The organism is Candidatus Sphingomonas phytovorans (assembly GCA_029202385.1).
Lineage (GTDB): Bacteria > Pseudomonadota > Alphaproteobacteria > Sphingomonadales > Sphingomonadaceae > Sphingomonas > Sphingomonas phytovorans.
This window is the reverse complement of sequence record CP119314.1, coordinates 288439-303367: the sequence shown is the minus strand read 5'-3', so window position 1 is coordinate 303367 and position 14929 is coordinate 288439. Positions and strand designations below refer to the sequence as shown.

Here is a 14929-nt window from a genome sequence, read left to right as displayed (position 1 = left end):
GCCTGTGGGGGTTCGAGTCCCCCCGCCCGCACCATATACCATTGCTCAGCCCCGACTGCCTCTTCCGGGGGCGGATCGAGCCACAGGCATCACCTGGATTTGTCGTGGTGAGCAGGTGCAACATCCCCTGTATCGACCGGCGCCTCTTGATGCACGGGACCGATCCACCTCGAGGTAGAGAGGTCACGACCAGATCACCTCCCCCGCCCTGTGCGACCCCTGTTGTTCACCTGATCCTTCGACTCATCACTTTTCAACGATTTGGGTGGAGACGTGCTGCCGGTTAGGATTCCTCATGAGTATTGCCCGACTCTGGAGCTTCATCATTCGCCACAGGTTCACGATCCGGGATTTGTCGCTGATATTCGTCGGTACGCTCGTCGCGCTCTACTTGGCCTATGCGATCGACATCTTCGACAACGAGCCCGGTATCGGTGTCCGCCAGGCGGAAATCGAACTCGATGAAGCGCTGCTCATCGGCGCCCTGCTCGGCGTTACCCTGCTTCTCTACAGCATCCGCCAATATCTGGTTCAGAAGCGGGAAATGGCCAGGCGCATCGCAGCAGAGCACCACGCCCGCGAACTCGCCTATCAGGACGGGCTGACCGGCCTGCCGAACCGGCGGCAATATGACGATGCTCTTCGCGCCGCGCTTGCCGCGCCGCCGCGCGCGGGTGCCTCGCATGGCGTGTTCCTGCTTGATCTCAACGGTTTCAAGCAGGTCAACGACCTCCATGGCCATGGCATCGGCGATGAGGTGCTTGTCGTCGTCGCGCACCGGCTGAGCGCTGCAATGCGCGAAGGCGACATGGTCGCGCGCTTCGGCGGCGATGAATTCGCCATCCTTGCACCGCATCTCGCCGGGCCGGAAGCCGCCACGAATATCGCCTTGCGCGTGATCGAAGCGCTCGACCTGCCGATCGAAGCCAGCAGGGCGATCCATCGTGTCGGTGCGGGCATCGGCATCGCCCTCGTCCCGGGCGACGCCGCAACCGTCGACGAGGCGATGCGCAAGGCGGACGTGGCGCTGTACCGCGCCAAGGCCGAACGACGCTCCGCACTGCGTTTCTTCGAAGCGGAGATGGACCTGCGTGTCCAGGAGCGCGCGGCGATGGAAACCGCGCTTCGTGCCGCCATCGATGCCGGGCGAATCGAGGCGATGTACCAGCCGACCGTCAACCTCCAGACCCATGAGATCACCGGCTTCGAGGTGACTCCGCGCTGGATCGACCCCGAACAGGGCGAGATCGCCATCGAGCGTTTCATCGCGATCGCCGAAGAGGTGGGGCTGATCCATGTGCTCGCCGAGCGGATCCTGCGCCAGGCCTGCGAGGCAGCGCACCACTGGCCGCCGCATGTCACCGTTTCGGTCGATTTCTATCCGAGCCAGCTCAAGGATCGGCTTGTCGCGGCCCGCATGGTGCGCATTCTCACGGAAGCCGGCCTTTCGCCCACGCGGCTCGAGATCGAGATCACCGAAAGCGCACTGGTCGCCGACATGGAGAATGCGCAACTGGTACTCGGCGCGCTCCGCGCCGCCGGCGTACGTATCGCCCTCGACAATTTCGGCACCGGCTATTCAAGCCTTTACCACCTGCGCAATCTGAAGCTCGACAAGATCAAGATCGACCGGAGTTTCATCCATGCCATGGTCGGCGAGGTTGAAAGCAGGAGCATCGTCAAAGCCCTGGTCGGCCTCGGGCACGGCCTTGGCCTCACCATCGCAGCAGACGGGATCGATGCCGCCGACCAGGAAGCTTCCCTGATCGGCACAGGGTGCGAAGAAGGCCAGGGCCAGTTGTTCAGCACCCCCGTCACCGCGGACGAAGCACGGGCATTGTTCACAGCCTCGCAACATCATCAGGCAGGCTGACCCGGGGATACGGCGTCCGCTCAATGAGATATGCGGAATCGATCGTCACCCACGCGCCTGGGCACCGGCAGGATCGCCCGGCCAGGAGGCCTGCTCAAGGCGTTTCCATATCCGGTGCATTGTCGCGCGCGGGCTGCCCAGCCCGGCGCGATCGGTGGTCGCGCGCCAGTTGCCGGCACGGTCGAGCAATTGCGCCACCCGAGGCCCGGGCGTCAGCTCAGCGCTCCAGCTTTCAATCGACGCTGCGTTTGTCAGGGTCAGTGAGACAGTGGCCACGGCGATAACGATCGTCGTCCAGCGCAGCTCGTGCTCCTGCGAGACCGGGCCGGGCAGATCCACGGGGAATTCCTGAGCAGCAGGCATGTCTTCTTCCTAGAAGCGATAATAGATGAACGGGGCTACGCCTTCGAAACGCATGGCATCGACGACGAGGATCAGGGCCGCCAGCCCGACGCCGACCAGTGGCGCGGGGAAGCTACGGATGCGCAGGGCAATGCCGCCTATCCACCGCGTCGGCGTGGCGTGGATGGCAAGGCCGAGACCGACCAGCAGCACGATCAGCGGCGACGCGGTGAAACCGGAGGGGCCACCCAAGGGATTCAGGATGCCGCCGAGATAGGCCATGGCGTCGGCGAAGCTCGCCGCCCGGAAAAATATCCAGCCGAGCACGACCACGTGGAAGGTGACGAGCAACCTCGCCCAAATCGGCAGTGGCGGCCAATGCTTCGGTGCGTGATCCGCCCAGAAGCGTTCCACCGCCAGCGCGCCGCCGTGCAGACCGCCCCAGATGATGAAGGTCCAGCTCGCACCGTGCCACAGGCCGCCGAGCAGCATCGTCACCATCAGGTTGCGATAGGTGGCAACCTTCCCTGCCCGGCTGCCGCCAAGCGCCTCGATATAGAGATAGTCGCGGAGCCATTGCGACAGGGTGATGTGCCAGCGCCGCCAGAATTCCTGCAGCGAGGTCGCGCGGTAAGGCTGGTCGAAATTGCGCGGGAAGCGATAGCCGAGCAGCGCGGCCAGCCCGATAGCCATATCGGTATAGGCGGAGAAGTCGCAATAGATCTGCACAGCATAGCCATAGGCTGCGAAGACAAGGTCGAGGGCCGAATGCGATGCTGGATCGGCGAACACCGGGTCGACGAAGCCGACCGCCAGTTCCGAGGCGATCACCGTCTTCTTGAACAATCCCCAGACAATGAGCAGCAGCGCCATCGACACCATCGACCGGTCGAGCTTCGGGCGCGACTGGAATTGCGGCACGAGATCCGCCGCGCGAACGATCGGTCCCGCGACGAGGTGCGGGAAGAACGACATCAGCAGCAGGATGTCGAGGAGCGCTGCCGGCTGAACCCGCCGGCGATAGATATCGACGACATAGCTGATGCCCTGGAAGGTGAAGAAGGAGATGCCGATCGGCAGGATCACCCGCAGCATCGGCAGGTCGCGCTCGAACCCGATCGCGGCGAGCGTCGCGCCGACCTGTTCCGTGAAGAAGTCGAAATATTTGAAGAAGCCGAGGATGATCAGATTGGCCGCGACGCCGCAGAGCAGCAGGAGCTTGCGCCGGCCGGCGAAGCGATCGCTCGCGAGCCCGGCCGCGACTGCCCAGTTCATCAGCGCCGAGAAGATCAGCAGCGGTACAAACCGCCAGTCCCAGGCGCCATAGAACACCCAGCTCGCGACGAGCAGGAGGAGCTTGCGCCACTCGTTGGAGCGCACCGACCAGACCATGGCGAAGACGACGAGAAAGAAAACGCCGAAGGTGAGCGTGGGAAACAGCATGATTATTCCGCGGTCGCGGCTCCCCTGTCGAGGTCGGCCTGGAGCCGCCGCGCGACCTCCAGTCCGCCCGCATTGTTGAAATGGACATAGTCGCGCCGCATCAATGGGGCGGCGCGCTGGACCCAGTTGCGGGCAGCGCAGGGGCCACCCATCCGCGATTGCCAATCCCACCAGGCCACGCCCATGTCGCCCGCCACCCGGCGCTGGATCTCGCGCACCGCGGCCAGCGCTGGCGGCGCGAACAGCATGGACTGCTCATCCGCGCCCTCACAACCGGTCAGTGCACCGGGCGCGTTCGCGCGAAGCGCGGGCTGGCGGCTGAGCGAGTCCGGCGCGCCCAGCAACAGCATCGGGACGTTGCCCGAGAGCAGGCGGAGGCGCGTGATCTGCGAGCGCAGCACGGCCTCGAATGCGACGGGATCGAAATGCGGCGCGAAACCCTCGTTCGTGCCGAAAGCAAGTACGATCAGGTCGGGCCGGTAGGCCTTGAGTTCCTCAGCGACGACCGCATCGTCGGTCCGCGCAAAATGCGCGAGTTGCGACCCGACCACACCGAGATTGGACAGCGCGACGCCGCCATCATCGTGGAAAGTGGCCCAGGAAGTGATCGTCAGCGATCGGGAGGCGGCGATGATCTCGACCGACGCACGCAACGTTGTCGACCGGATCGTCCGACAGATCGGCCGGGACGACGGAGCTGCGAAATCCAGGCGCCCCTGATCCTGCCCGTCGAACCGGACGCTTACCCCGCCAGCATCCGGCCCGCCAATCGCGCACAGCACGAACCGGTCGAAGCCCATGCCCGGTGCGGCATTCAGTGCCATGCTGGCCCCGCTCCGCATCGCCGCCATGCTGAAGCCCGAAAGGCCGAGCAACGGCCGCGGCGCGACAGCGCCCTTGCCGAAAGTCGCGCCAATCGCCCAGCCGGGCGACATCGAGGCAGTCACGCCCCGGGTGACATAACCATCATAGGGCCGGCCGGGCGGCAACACACCGCGCCCGCCACCGCCGAACCGTGCTTGCAGCAGATCGCGCCACCCACCGGTCACGGCATCGCCAGCGGTATGGCTATCGCCGATCTGCAGGATGTGGACGGGCGGTGCGCCCCGCGTTTCGACGGCTGCCGTCAGCCTGACGAAGTAAGGCGCCAGCGCTTCGGGGTTGCAAAGCGCCCCGGCGCAGGTCGATGCAGCCGCCGGTGCCGACAGCGAGGCGAGGATCAGCAGCGCCGGCCTCACTTGCCGGCTTCCCTGCCCCCGCCGGTGGTCGACGTGCCGACCACGGCGCGCGCTGCATCGGCATAGCTGCGGATACGGCCAGCAAGGTCCCGCGTGATCCAGATATAGCCGGTCATCGACATATGCACGCCATCGGCCGCTCGGATCAGCGTTCGCTTTCCGGACTTCGGATCATTGAGATAGGTCGCGAAATTGCCCCGCGCGTCGGAAGCGACCGGGCGCGTATCGATGAACGGCACGCCGAGCTTCGCCATCCGCGTCGCGTAGAAATCATTGATCGCCATGACGTCGGCGTCGAGCGCTTCCTTGCCGATGCGCGGCAGCCCGACCCAATAGACCATCGCATGATGACGCCGCATCAGCGCGACATAACGATCGAGCCGTCCACCGACCTCCTGCTGCCAGAGCGGCCCCATGAACTTGGCATATTTGCCCTCGGGCGTGATGATCCCCTGCGCATCGTTCGCGCCGAACGAGATGATTGCGATGTCGAGCGGCGCATCCCCAAGTTGTTCGGTCGCGTGAGTCTCCAGGTTCAGGCTTTTGTAGCGAGTGAAGCCGGTGGCCGGCTGACTGAACTTGACCACTTCGAACCCGGCCTTGCCCGGCAATTGCTGTGCGAGCCCCCACCACACGCCATCACCGAAGCTGTCGCCGAAGACGCCGATCCTGATCCGGTTGCCCGCCGCGACCGTCTTCACAAGCTGCTGGAATGGCATCGCATATTGCCGCACCAGGGCGTCCTCCGACTGAGTCGGAGATGTTGCCGGGCGATATGGAGCCGGCCGGGCCGGGGGGGGAACCGCTGCCGCGGAGGCTTCGCTACCGGCCTGGAACGCCCAGCCTATCGCAGCCCCTACCGCGGTGCCCAGCAGGAGTACCGCCGTCCGGTCAAACAGCATGCGCAGCAAAGGGCGGATCGTCGGAGACCGCAGTTCCGGATAGTGCGCAGCAGCCTGCGGCACTTGCGCTGTACCATGCGACACGGGGATCATACTTTCTATGGGAGCATATGTTCTGTTGAACAGCGCGTTCATGCGCCCATTCACCAGCACTTGTCTACAGCGTATCGGGCATTTGCAATTTTTTACGGCACCCCGGCAACTTTGTGCGCAGATACCATAAATACGTACAGATAATATTATTTGGATTCATCAAATTTTACTTTAGTTATACTGAACACGATACCGGGCCTGGCAGATTCTGGAATAATCATTCCGACGCGCCCGGACAATTTCAATGGATAGAATAGATACGAATTTCAATGCGATCATCATCCGCAATAGCCTCGACAAAAGAAGTGGGATTCACCGTGAAGCCTCACAGTGTCGAGCACGGAATCAATGCGAATTCGCTGATCGAATCCGACCGATTCGACTATTGTCCACGCCCGTTTCGAGCTCGAATGACGGCAGGTGGAAGCTCGGCATACAAGGCAATAGGAACCGGGCTGATTTCCCCTTCGCCTCCTCGGAATCGCCCCGACCGGACGGGGTTTCGGCCGAGGCCGAGGCGCTTGTTAAACCTGCTCGCCAGCACTGCGTCGCTGTTCCTGCTGGCAGGCGGCTGCGATTCGCGCCGACGTGCCCCGCACCCGGACTCGGGCGACTATCGGACGACGAGGTGAAGAAGCTCGATCCGCGGAAAATCTCCGACCTCGCTGCGCGTCGCCCAAGACCAGTTCGAAGGCTATCACTATGATGAGTCGGTCGCTGGTGGCGCCTGACGTGCGAGGATGGCAGGATAACGAGATGAACATCCACCCAAGCCGCTTGCTGTACCGGGATACTCGATGAGAACAGGCCACCTTCTCCTCATCGCGCTTCTGCTTGCGGGGTGCGGCCGGCGATCGGATGCCGGCCCGGTCGTGGCCAGCGCGATCGGCGGCGTCCCCGCACTGGCCGATTCATCCCTGGGGTCGCTCGGCACATCGTCCCGCCTGCTGGTGGACTCAACCGCGCAGGGCCTGGTTCGTTTCGACGCCTCGGGGCAGATCGAACCGGGCATCGCCGAGCGCTGGATCGTGATCGACGAGGGCATGAGCTACATCTTCCGCCTGCGCGATGCCGAATGGAGCGATGGCCGCCCGGTCGCTGCCGAAGAAGTGGTGGCGATCCTCCGCCGCCAGATCGCGGCACAATCGCGCAATCCCCTTCTCCCGTTCCTCAGCGCGATCGACGAGATCGTCGAGATGACACCCCAGGTGATCGAAGTGCGGCTGAAGCGTCCCCGCCCCGATCTGCTCAAGCTGTTCGCTCAACCCGAGATGGCTCTGTTCCGGGCGCGGCCGCCCGGCGGAACCGGTCCGTTCCGTATTATCGCCACCTATCGGGACGGGGTGATGCTGCGCCCGGCGTTCGACCCGTTGCGCTCGCCCGACGACGATGCGGCCGAGCCGGGGCCCGAACAGAATGTCCGCCTGATCGGCGAGCGCGCCTCGCGCGCCATCGCACGTTTCGCCGCGCGGGATTCGGATCTGGTAACCGGCGGCACTTTCGCCGACTGGCCACTGCTCGCCGCCGCGGAGATCGCGCCCGCCAATCAGAAAGTCGACCCTGCGGCAGGATTGTTCGGCCTCGCGATCGTCAACCGCGAGGGCTTCCTTGCCGATGCCGACAACCGTGCGGTGGTGGCCCGATCGGTCGACCGCCAGGCGATCGTCAGCGCCTTTCTACCCTCCTGGAACTTGACGACCCAGCTCCTGCCTGACCGGCTCGACTCCGCATCGGGACCCGCCACCCCGGCCTGGGCCGATCCGCCGGCTCCCGACGACATGCCGGCCCTCGATCGAATCAGGGCCTGGCGGACGGCGCATGGCGAAACTCTGACGCTTCGCATCGCGCTGCCACACGGCCCGGGGGCGACCATCGTCTATGGCATCGTCACGGCCGGGCTGAACAGGATCGGCATCGAAACGAAACGGGTGCCAATCGATGCCGATGCGGATCTTCGGCTGATCGACGCCGTCGCCCCCTATGACAGTGCACGCTGGTATCTTGCCACGGCGTGCCAGCCGTGCGGCCAGGAGGCACAGGCAGCGATCGAGACGGCCCGCGACGCGCCCACGCTTGAACTCCGCGCCGCGCATATCGCCGAAGCTGATGCGGCGCTGGCGGCCGATATCGCCTATATTCCGATCGCGCGCCCGCTGCGCTGGTCGCTTGTCGCCCTCCGGCTGGGGCAATGGCAGGGGAACTCCCGGGCGTGGCACCCGTTGAATCACCTGCGTAACGACACCAAATGAGGTGACATGGCCAACCGCGCGACCAGAATGAGTCCCGATTCCCTAGGCAAGATCGCAGGCGACCTGACCGGTCGCGATGCCGCGTCAGTACGGAAGCGCGTCGTGGCGATGGAGCATCTGCTCGAAGGGCTGTTCGTCATTCCCGGCATCAACCGCAGGGTCGGGCTGGACGTGATCCTGGACATCATCCCGATCGGCGGCGGGGTCATCGCCGCGCTGATGGGGAGCTGGATGGCGTGGGAAGCGCGCAATCTCGGCATGTCCAAGACTCAGATCGCACGGATGGCGGGCAATATCGGCGTGGATTTCCTGCTCGGCCTGATCCCATGGGTCGGCGCGGTGCCGGATTTCTTCTTCCGGTCGAACACCCGCAACCTGCGCATCATCAAGCGCCATCTCGACAAACACCACCCGTCGTCCGCGGTGATCGATCAATAGCGATCAGTTGGATCGCTGCGCATTTATCCTCGTCCGTTCGCCCCGAATAGCCATCGAGCCTGTCGAGATGGCGTATCGACGGGCAAGCGTTTCAAGAGCTACCCGTGCTTCGATACAGGCTCTCGGTACGGCTTCGCCTGCTCGCCCCTACTCGGCACGAACGGAATAATGGGCGCCGATTGCGAGCACATTACTCGCCGGCGAAACCGAAACTGCGCCTCAGCGTGGTCCGCGCCAGATCTTGAGCGCTGCATTTGCCGGCAAGCCGCCGCTCCCCGCCTTGCACCGCTCATAGGCAAAGCTCTTGTCGAGGCAGATCCACAATTCGTCGAGCCAGCCCTGACGGTTGGCGGTCACGCGGATCGCCGCCGCCGGCAAACCGGGATTGGCGGTGGCCATCGCCTCGGCGAAGCCGCCGGCCGTCAACGCCGGGCGCCTGGAGAGCGCGTCCATGTCCGGATAGCGCAGCTTCGCATAGAGACCGGTCGAGCGCGCGAAATAGGCGGCGGGCGTCGTGCGCATGCACGTGCCATGCTTTGCCCATTCGTGCTGCAGCAATTGCACGGACGGTGTCGCGCAGAGATGCTGGCTGACCAGCTTGCGCGGCAGGAGCGCGGTCGGCGTGCAATATTGCGGCCATTCCTTGCCCACGCCATCCGGCCAGAGCCCATGCAGCGTGAAGCCGAAACGATTGCCGCTGCCGCATTCCAGCCGGGCCGAGGGGCTGCGGGCATTTTCATGGCAATATTGCGGGACCCAGGTGACGGCGAGCGTATAGCCGCCGATCGGCAACACACGCTTCGGCTCGCTCCGCGACGGCAAATCCGGACGCGGACGCGCGAGATTGGCAGGAACCTCGCATTTATAGGCCTGGGCCCCGGCGACGGCCGGCATGGCGGCGAGCAGAACCGTGACGATCGATAGGGACTTCATGCGCCAGCTCCCGTCTTTGCACCGAACCAGGGCCTGGCGTCGCCGCGAAACAACATCGCGACCGCATAAGCCTGGAGCACCGTCGAGAAAAGGCCCAGCAGGCCGCTCAGCCCAATCGAATAATGGCCGGTCGGAATCGCATAAAGCGTCCAGGCAAGGGCCAGCCCCACGAAGATGGCGAGAGCCCATTTGGCGATGGCGCTGCCCTGCCGGGCGACGAGGAACCACAGCAATAATGCGAGGCTGAATCCAGCCACCGTCGTCAACGGCAGGGTAAGGTCACCAAACATCTGGTGGTGCAACAACGCCCGTTCCTGCTGGTCGGACCAGGACAGGATCGTATTGACGGCATCGACGCCGATCGCGGCGAGATAGAAACGTTCGAACTGGATGATGGACGTCGGCCTGATCATCGATTCTTTCCCCCGGTTGATTCCATGATGTCGACCCGCCGACCGACGCTCGCTTCAGGCGCTGCCCTCCAGCTTCTCGCCGAACCAGGCCCGGGTATCCAGTCGGAAGAGGAACCAGATCGCGACCGACCGCAGCGCCGGCCACACCGGGCCTGGCGCGACCGCGCCGAGATAGCCGCGCTCAAGCATCACGATCGATTTCGCCCGTTCCACGACTCGCCCTCTCCCGACGTTATCGTCGCCAGCTTAGTCCTCTTTTGTTCTCACGCAACCGTCAGCGGGCAGCGGTGAAATCCAGGCCGATATCCGCAGCGGGCGCCGACTGGGTCAGCCGGCCGACACTGATATAGGTCACCCCGGTTTCAGCGATGGCGCGGATCGTCTCCAGGCGAACCTTACCCGATGCTTCTGCCGGCACGCGGCCGCCAATCAGCGTGACGGCGCCGCGCAACATCGGCGGGTCCATATTGTCGAGGAGCAGATGCGTGGCACCCGCGGCCAGCGCCGGCTCGATCTGGTCGACCGAATCGACCTCGACGATGATTCGCCCGATCCCCGCGACCTTCGCGCGGCGCACCGCCTCGCCGACGCCGCCGGCGACCGCGACATGGTTGTCCTTGATCATCGCGGCATCCCACAGGCCCATGCGATGATTGGTCGCGCCACCCATGCGCGTCGCATATTTCTCCAGCACGCGCAGTCCGGGAATCGTCTTGCGGGTGTCGAGCAGGATCGCGCCGGTACCGAGGATCTTGTCGACATAGCTGCGCGTCAGCGTCGCGATGCCCGAGAGATGCTGCACCGTGTTGAGCGCCGAGCGCTCGGCGGTGAGCATCGCGCGCGCACTGCCCTCAAGTCGCATCAGATCAGTGCCGGCCGCGACCCTGTCACCGTCCTGTACCAGCCGCTCGATCCGTACCTCCGGGTCGAGCGCGCGGAAAAAGGCCTCCGCAATGGGCAGGCCGGCAACGACGATCGCATCCCGACTGTCCATCACGCCGGTGAAGCGCGCATCCGCCGGAATCACGGCGATCGAGGTAATATCCCCCGCGTCGCCCAGATCCTCCGCCAGCGTCGCCGCAACAAAGGCGTCGAGATCGAAGCGATCGATGAAGAAGGTGCGGTCTTCCCGCACATCGCAAATTACATCCGAGCTCATGATTCGCCCTGCTCCCGATCAGCCCGGCGGGGTCTGGCATATTGTCGCGGCTCGGGACAGCCTGTCCGAGCCTGAATCCACGATCTCGACGAAGTCGCAAACGTTATTCCGAGGATGATTCACGGACTGCCCCGAGCAAATATCAGGGCAATTTTTTCATGCTCGCCGCGGCGGAGGGGTTCGTGCTGCCGGTGCCGAAACCGCAGCTCTTGGTGGTCGCCGGCTGATGCCCCTATCGGCCGGGCGGGCTGGCCCGAGGACTCCACCACCGATTCTGCGACAGCTAAGCCGGTATGCCATCCACGCAGGTGGCACGTCGCGTTGCCGGGCTACACGCCCGGTCAGATCTTCCACGCTTCAGGCAGCGCGGAGTTGAGCGACGAACTGCTCGGTGGCCTGTTGCAGGTCACGTGCCGTGCCGGACAGGCTCGTGGCGGCGCCCGACACACGACCGGACAATTTCTCCGTATCGCCAGCGACCGCGACAACGCCGGCGATCCGCTCGGTCATCAGACCCGCCCCCGACGCGGTATCGCGCGCAGTCGCTTCGATCAGGCTGGCAGTCACGCGCTGGCGGTCGACCGCGACCCTGATCTCCTGCGCGGCCTCGGCCAGTTCCCCGACCGTCGACTCGATTTCCTGAAGCGCATCACAGGCGATGTCGGCCCCGCCCTTTACCGAACCGGCGAGTAGCCGGATCTCACCCGTCGCGCCCGAAGTCTGGCCGGCGAGTTGCTTCACTTCAGTCGCGACGACCGCGAAGCCAAGCCCGACATCGCCGGCGCGCGCAGCCTCGATCGTGGCATTGAGCGCAAGCAGATTGGTGCGCCCGGCAATGTCGCTGATCGATTCAGCGAAGCGCGATATCGCGGTGGTGCGTTCGGCGAGCGCCCCCACCGCGTTGTGGCCGGCGGTAGAGATGGCCCGCGCGTCACCGCTCAGCTTCGCCTGCTGGTCGACCGTTGCGGCAATGGCGAGGATCGATGTCGTCAGTTCCTCGACCCCGGACGCGAGCGCGCGTGCGGTGGCGGAGGACCGGGAGGCGACCTGCGCCGTGTCGTTGGTCTCGCGACTGGCGCGGCGGGCGAGCTCGTTGAGAGCCAGGGCTGAGCCTTCCAATTCCGCCGATGCCGTGCCGACGACGCCGACTATCTCGGCGACCGAGGCATGAAAGGCCTCGGCAAGCGCGAGCATTTCCTCGCGTCGCTGGTCCGCAGCCTCAGCCTCCAATATTTCTCGCCGGTGCCGCTCGTCTGCTTCGCGGGACTCCGCAGCTCGTGTAGCGACCATCGCAGCCTCGGTCTCGCGACGTCCTTCGATCGCTTCGGCCGCGAGCCTCTCGCTCTCCTGCCGTGCCTCCGCCTGGCGGATCAGCAATCCGCGAAGCTGAATCGCGACGTAGCTGAGCACGGCGCATTGCAGGATCACCGCCACAGCATGGATCACGACGCGGCCAAAATTGCCCGAGCCAGTGAATACCCATTCGGGCGCAAGATATTGCAGGAACAGGTGATGGACGGCGATCAGGGCCGCCGCGAGCACGATCGGCCGCCAGTCGCAGAGCACGATCAGCGCGGCGAGCGCCACGAAGAAGTACATATGCCCGTCCATCTGCCACGGATGGCCGGCGAGCAGATAGAGGCCGAGCGCCGGGTACAGTCCGGCCAGGCTGCCCATGAGCAGGCGCGCATTCCGGTCGTAGCGACGGCGCAGCACCATGACGGTCGGCGCGGTATTAGCAGCGATCGCGATCAGGACGACGGCACTGGTGCTTGCGGCACCTTGCGCCAGTCCGATCGAGAGCAGCGCAACCACGCACAGCCAGGCGGATACCACCAGGATCCTCAAGCCGCGCCGACGCAGGCGATCCAGGTCGACGACGCTCACGCCGTGGCCCCACAACCCGCAGCGGGGGCCGCCAGCATCAGGATATGATGACGGTAGAGCGTATTCACAAAGTCTCCGCGATGGCCATCGATCACGACCGATCCGGCAAAAGGGCCGTGGCCGACCAGCGATGCGCCACCGCGAAGGGCGAAGGACAGAGCCTCAGCGGGATCGCCCCCGAGCGGGATCAGGATCATCCGCCCCGTTGCCGGCGGATAAAAGGCAAGCATCGCAAAAACCAGAAGGATTCCGGCTATTTGCATCAGTACGCACGAGTGGGAAAACATAGGCGTCGCAGGGAACATTCCCGCCGATTAGGTGGTAATAGTTAGAGAAATGCTAACCATTTGCGCATGCCCTTCCTCTCTCATCGAGGGGCCGAGACTGGCGCGGACGGGCTATTCCTCCCGAAGCAAATGCCCCTCGATCGCGACGGGAATCGCTTCGATCAGCACGAAGACGACACGACACGGCTCACTGCCTGGGTTGCGCCAGAGATGGCTGGTGCCCCGCTGCACGACGATATCCCCGGTCTCGAGATGCTCAACTTCGCCGCCGTCGAGTTGAAGCTCGATCTCGCCGTCGAGCACGATCGCATAATCGATCGACCAGCTCCGGTGCATCCGCGATTTACGGCCCGGCAGGAAATCGACGACGCGGATCATCGAGCCGCCCTCATCCCCCGGCCCGCGGGTCCCGTCACTATCGTCATTGAGGTTGGCCGGCACTTCCGGTGTCGACCAGACCTGCGCCAGCGCCGCCTCCCCCGTGCCAGTGGTGACCGGCCGGAGCGTATCGATGCTGCGCAGGATCGACCAGCCGGCGCGATCATGCCCGGTCACGATCCGCCTGAACGGCGTGGTCGCAACCGGCGCGTCGGCGAAGTCCCGCGTCGCTTTTTTCTTGCGGAAGAACATGGCCCTACCTCCCCTTCCGCCTCGACAGCCTCAGTCGCCGGTGACCTTCACCGGGCCCAGATCACCCATGCCGACCGTGGCGCTGGCCATCGAAAGCATCGCATCAAGGCTCTTCTTGGCGCGCAGGCGCAAGCCCTCCTCAATCTCGATGCGCGGCTCCAGGTCGCGCAGGGCGACGTAGAGCTTCTCCATCGTGTTGAGCGCCATGTACGGGCAGATGTTGCAGTTGCAGTTGCCGTCCGCGCCGGGCGCACCGATGAAGTTCTTGTCGGGCACCGCCTTCTGCATCTGGTGGATGATGTGCGGCTCGGTCGCGACGATCAGCGTGTCGCCCTCCATGGCCAGCGCATATTCGAGGATACCGCGGGTCGAGCCGACATAATCGGCATGATCGAGGATATAGGGCGGGCATTCCGGATGCGCGACGACTGGCGCGCCGGGGTGAAGCTGCTGGAGCTTGAGCAGTTCGGTCTCGCTGAAAGCCTCGTGCACGATGCATACGCCCGGCCAGAGCAGCATGTCGCGCCCGGTCTTGCGGGCGAGATAGCCGCCGAGATTCTTGTCCGGGCCGAAGATGATCTTCTGGCTGGCGGGAATCTGGGCGAGGATCTTCTCGGCGGACGAGCTGGTGACGATCACGTCGCTCAGCGCTTTCACCTCGGCCGAGGAGTTGATGTAAGTCAGCGCGATGTGATCGGGATTCGCCGCGCGGAAAGCAGCGAACTGTTCGGGCGGACAGCTGTCCTCCAGGCTGCATCCCGCATTCATGTCGGGCAGGACCACGATCTTCTGGGGCGAGAGTATCTTGGCGGTCTCGGCCATGAAGCGCACGCCGCAAAAGGCGATGACGTCAGCGTCGGTCGCTTCCGCCTTGCGGCTGAGATCGAGGCTGTCGCCCACGAAATCGGCCAGATCCTGGATCTCCGGCTTCTGGTAATAATGCGCGAGGATGACGGCATTGCGCTCCTTGCGAAGCCGATCGATCTCGGCGCGGAGATCGAGACCGGTGAGCGTGCCGCCGATGCCGTTACGTGCGTCCATG

Annotated in this window: 15 protein-coding genes; 3 read left to right on the top strand and 12 right to left on the bottom strand. The window is 64.6% G+C overall.

All coding sequences use genetic code 11. The features are described 5' to 3' along the window. Positions 1-295: 295 nt before the first annotated feature. Positions 296-1873, top strand: coding sequence for an EAL domain-containing protein (locus P0Y59_01415; protein WEK00384.1), 1578 nt, complete (start codon positions 296-298; stop codon positions 1871-1873). A 45-nt stretch (positions 1874-1918) separates the two neighbouring features. Here P0Y59_01415 and P0Y59_01410 read toward each other — a convergent pair whose 3' ends face one another. Genes P0Y59_01410 through P0Y59_01395 form a run of 4 tightly spaced genes read right to left on the bottom strand, consistent with a single transcriptional unit; the run spans position 1919 to position 5798 of the window. After that, positions 1919-2236 (bottom strand): hypothetical protein, encoded by a 318-nt coding sequence (locus P0Y59_01410; protein ID WEK00383.1) that lies wholly within the window; start codon positions 2234-2236, stop codon positions 1919-1921. A 9-nt stretch (positions 2237-2245) separates the two neighbouring features. After that, positions 2246-3658, bottom strand: coding sequence for an MBOAT family protein (locus tag P0Y59_01405; GenBank protein ID WEK00382.1), 1413 nt, complete (start codon positions 3656-3658; stop codon positions 2246-2248). Positions 3659-3660: 2 nt separating this feature from the next. Beyond that, positions 3661-4896: a GDSL-type esterase/lipase family protein gene (locus P0Y59_01400; protein WEK00381.1), complete on the bottom strand. Its 1236-nt coding sequence runs from the start codon at positions 4894-4896 to the stop codon at positions 3661-3663. Continuing rightward, positions 4893-5798, bottom strand: coding sequence for a GDSL-type esterase/lipase family protein (locus P0Y59_01395; GenBank protein WEK00380.1), 906 nt, complete (start codon positions 5796-5798; stop codon positions 4893-4895). The genes P0Y59_01400 and P0Y59_01395 overlap by 4 nt, the downstream gene beginning before the upstream one ends. 890 nt (positions 5799-6688) lie before the next feature. On the opposite strand from P0Y59_01395, the gene P0Y59_01390 reads away from it, so the two are divergent. Beyond that, positions 6689-8140: an ABC transporter substrate-binding protein gene (locus P0Y59_01390; protein WEK00379.1), complete on the top strand. Its 1452-nt coding sequence runs from the start codon at positions 6689-6691 to the stop codon at positions 8138-8140. Between the two features lie 27 nt (positions 8141-8167). Beyond that, the gene (locus P0Y59_01385) at positions 8168-8578 is read left to right on the top strand and encodes a DUF4112 domain-containing protein (protein WEK00378.1); all 411 of its coding nucleotides are present in this window, start codon (positions 8168-8170) and stop codon (positions 8576-8578) included. A gap of 219 nt (positions 8579-8797) precedes the next feature. Here P0Y59_01385 and P0Y59_01380 read toward each other — a convergent pair whose 3' ends face one another. The 8 genes from P0Y59_01380 to nadA form a co-directional block, all read right to left on the bottom strand. Further along, positions 8798-9511: a ribonuclease T gene (locus P0Y59_01380; GenBank protein ID WEK00377.1), complete on the bottom strand. Its 714-nt coding sequence runs from the start codon at positions 9509-9511 to the stop codon at positions 8798-8800. After that, positions 9508-9924, bottom strand: a complete 417-nt coding sequence (locus tag P0Y59_01375) for a hypothetical protein (protein ID WEK00376.1) — start codon at positions 9922-9924, stop codon at positions 9508-9510. Before P0Y59_01375 ends, P0Y59_01380 begins: the two co-directional genes overlap by 4 nt. A 54-nt stretch (positions 9925-9978) precedes the next feature. Beyond that, positions 9979-10137 carry a hypothetical protein gene (locus P0Y59_01370; GenBank protein ID WEK00375.1) on the bottom strand — a complete coding sequence of 53 codons (159 nt, stop codon included), beginning with the start codon at positions 10135-10137 and terminating at the stop codon, positions 9979-9981. A 61-nt stretch (positions 10138-10198) separates the two neighbouring features. After that, positions 10199-11083 (bottom strand): carboxylating nicotinate-nucleotide diphosphorylase, encoded by an 885-nt coding sequence (nadC, locus tag P0Y59_01365; GenBank protein ID WEK00374.1) that lies wholly within the window; start codon positions 11081-11083, stop codon positions 10199-10201. Positions 11084-11440: 357 nt separating this feature from the next. Further along, positions 11441-12970 carry a methyl-accepting chemotaxis protein gene (locus tag P0Y59_01360; GenBank protein WEK00373.1) on the bottom strand — a complete coding sequence of 510 codons (1530 nt, stop codon included), beginning with the start codon at positions 12968-12970 and terminating at the stop codon, positions 11441-11443. Then, a complete protein-coding gene (locus tag P0Y59_01355; protein WEK00372.1) occupies positions 12967-13200 on the bottom strand; it encodes a hypothetical protein in 234 nt (77 codons plus the stop codon). Before P0Y59_01355 ends, P0Y59_01360 begins: the two co-directional genes overlap by 4 nt. 168 nt (positions 13201-13368) lie before the next feature. Then, positions 13369-13887 (bottom strand): cupin domain-containing protein, encoded by a 519-nt coding sequence (locus tag P0Y59_01350; GenBank protein WEK00371.1) that lies wholly within the window; start codon positions 13885-13887, stop codon positions 13369-13371. Positions 13888-13917: 30 nt separating this feature from the next. Next, positions 13918-14928 (bottom strand): quinolinate synthase NadA, encoded by a 1011-nt coding sequence (nadA, locus tag P0Y59_01345; protein ID WEK00370.1) that lies wholly within the window; start codon positions 14926-14928, stop codon positions 13918-13920. Position 14929 lies beyond the last annotated feature (1 nt).

Coding starts and splice junctions, on each gene's coding strand:
- P0Y59_01415 (WEK00384.1), top strand. CDS start 296: ATGAGTATTGCCCGACTCTGGAGCTTCATCATTCGCCACAGGTTCACG.
- P0Y59_01410 (WEK00383.1), bottom strand. CDS start 2,236: ATGCCTGCTGCTCAGGAATTCCCCGTGGATCTGCCCGGCCCGGTCTCG.
- P0Y59_01405 (WEK00382.1), bottom strand. CDS start 3,658: ATGCTGTTTCCCACGCTCACCTTCGGCGTTTTCTTTCTCGTCGTCTTC.
- P0Y59_01395 (WEK00380.1), bottom strand. CDS start 5,798: ATGCTGTTTGACCGGACGGCGGTACTCCTGCTGGGCACCGCGGTAGGG.
- P0Y59_01390 (WEK00379.1), top strand. CDS start 6,689: ATGAGAACAGGCCACCTTCTCCTCATCGCGCTTCTGCTTGCGGGGTGC.
- P0Y59_01385 (WEK00378.1), top strand. CDS start 8,168: ATGAGTCCCGATTCCCTAGGCAAGATCGCAGGCGACCTGACCGGTCGC.
- P0Y59_01380 (WEK00377.1), bottom strand. CDS start 9,511: ATGAAGTCCCTATCGATCGTCACGGTTCTGCTCGCCGCCATGCCGGCC.
- P0Y59_01375 (WEK00376.1), bottom strand. CDS start 9,924: ATGATCAGGCCGACGTCCATCATCCAGTTCGAACGTTTCTATCTCGCC.
- nadC (WEK00374.1), bottom strand. CDS start 11,083: ATGAGCTCGGATGTAATTTGCGATGTGCGGGAAGACCGCACCTTCTTC.
- P0Y59_01355 (WEK00372.1), bottom strand. CDS start 13,200: ATGCTTGCCTTTTATCCGCCGGCAACGGGGCGGATGATCCTGATCCCG.
- P0Y59_01350 (WEK00371.1), bottom strand. CDS start 13,887: ATGTTCTTCCGCAAGAAAAAAGCGACGCGGGACTTCGCCGACGCGCCG.
- nadA (WEK00370.1), bottom strand. CDS start 14,928: ATGGACGCACGTAACGGCATCGGCGGCACGCTCACCGGTCTCGATCTC.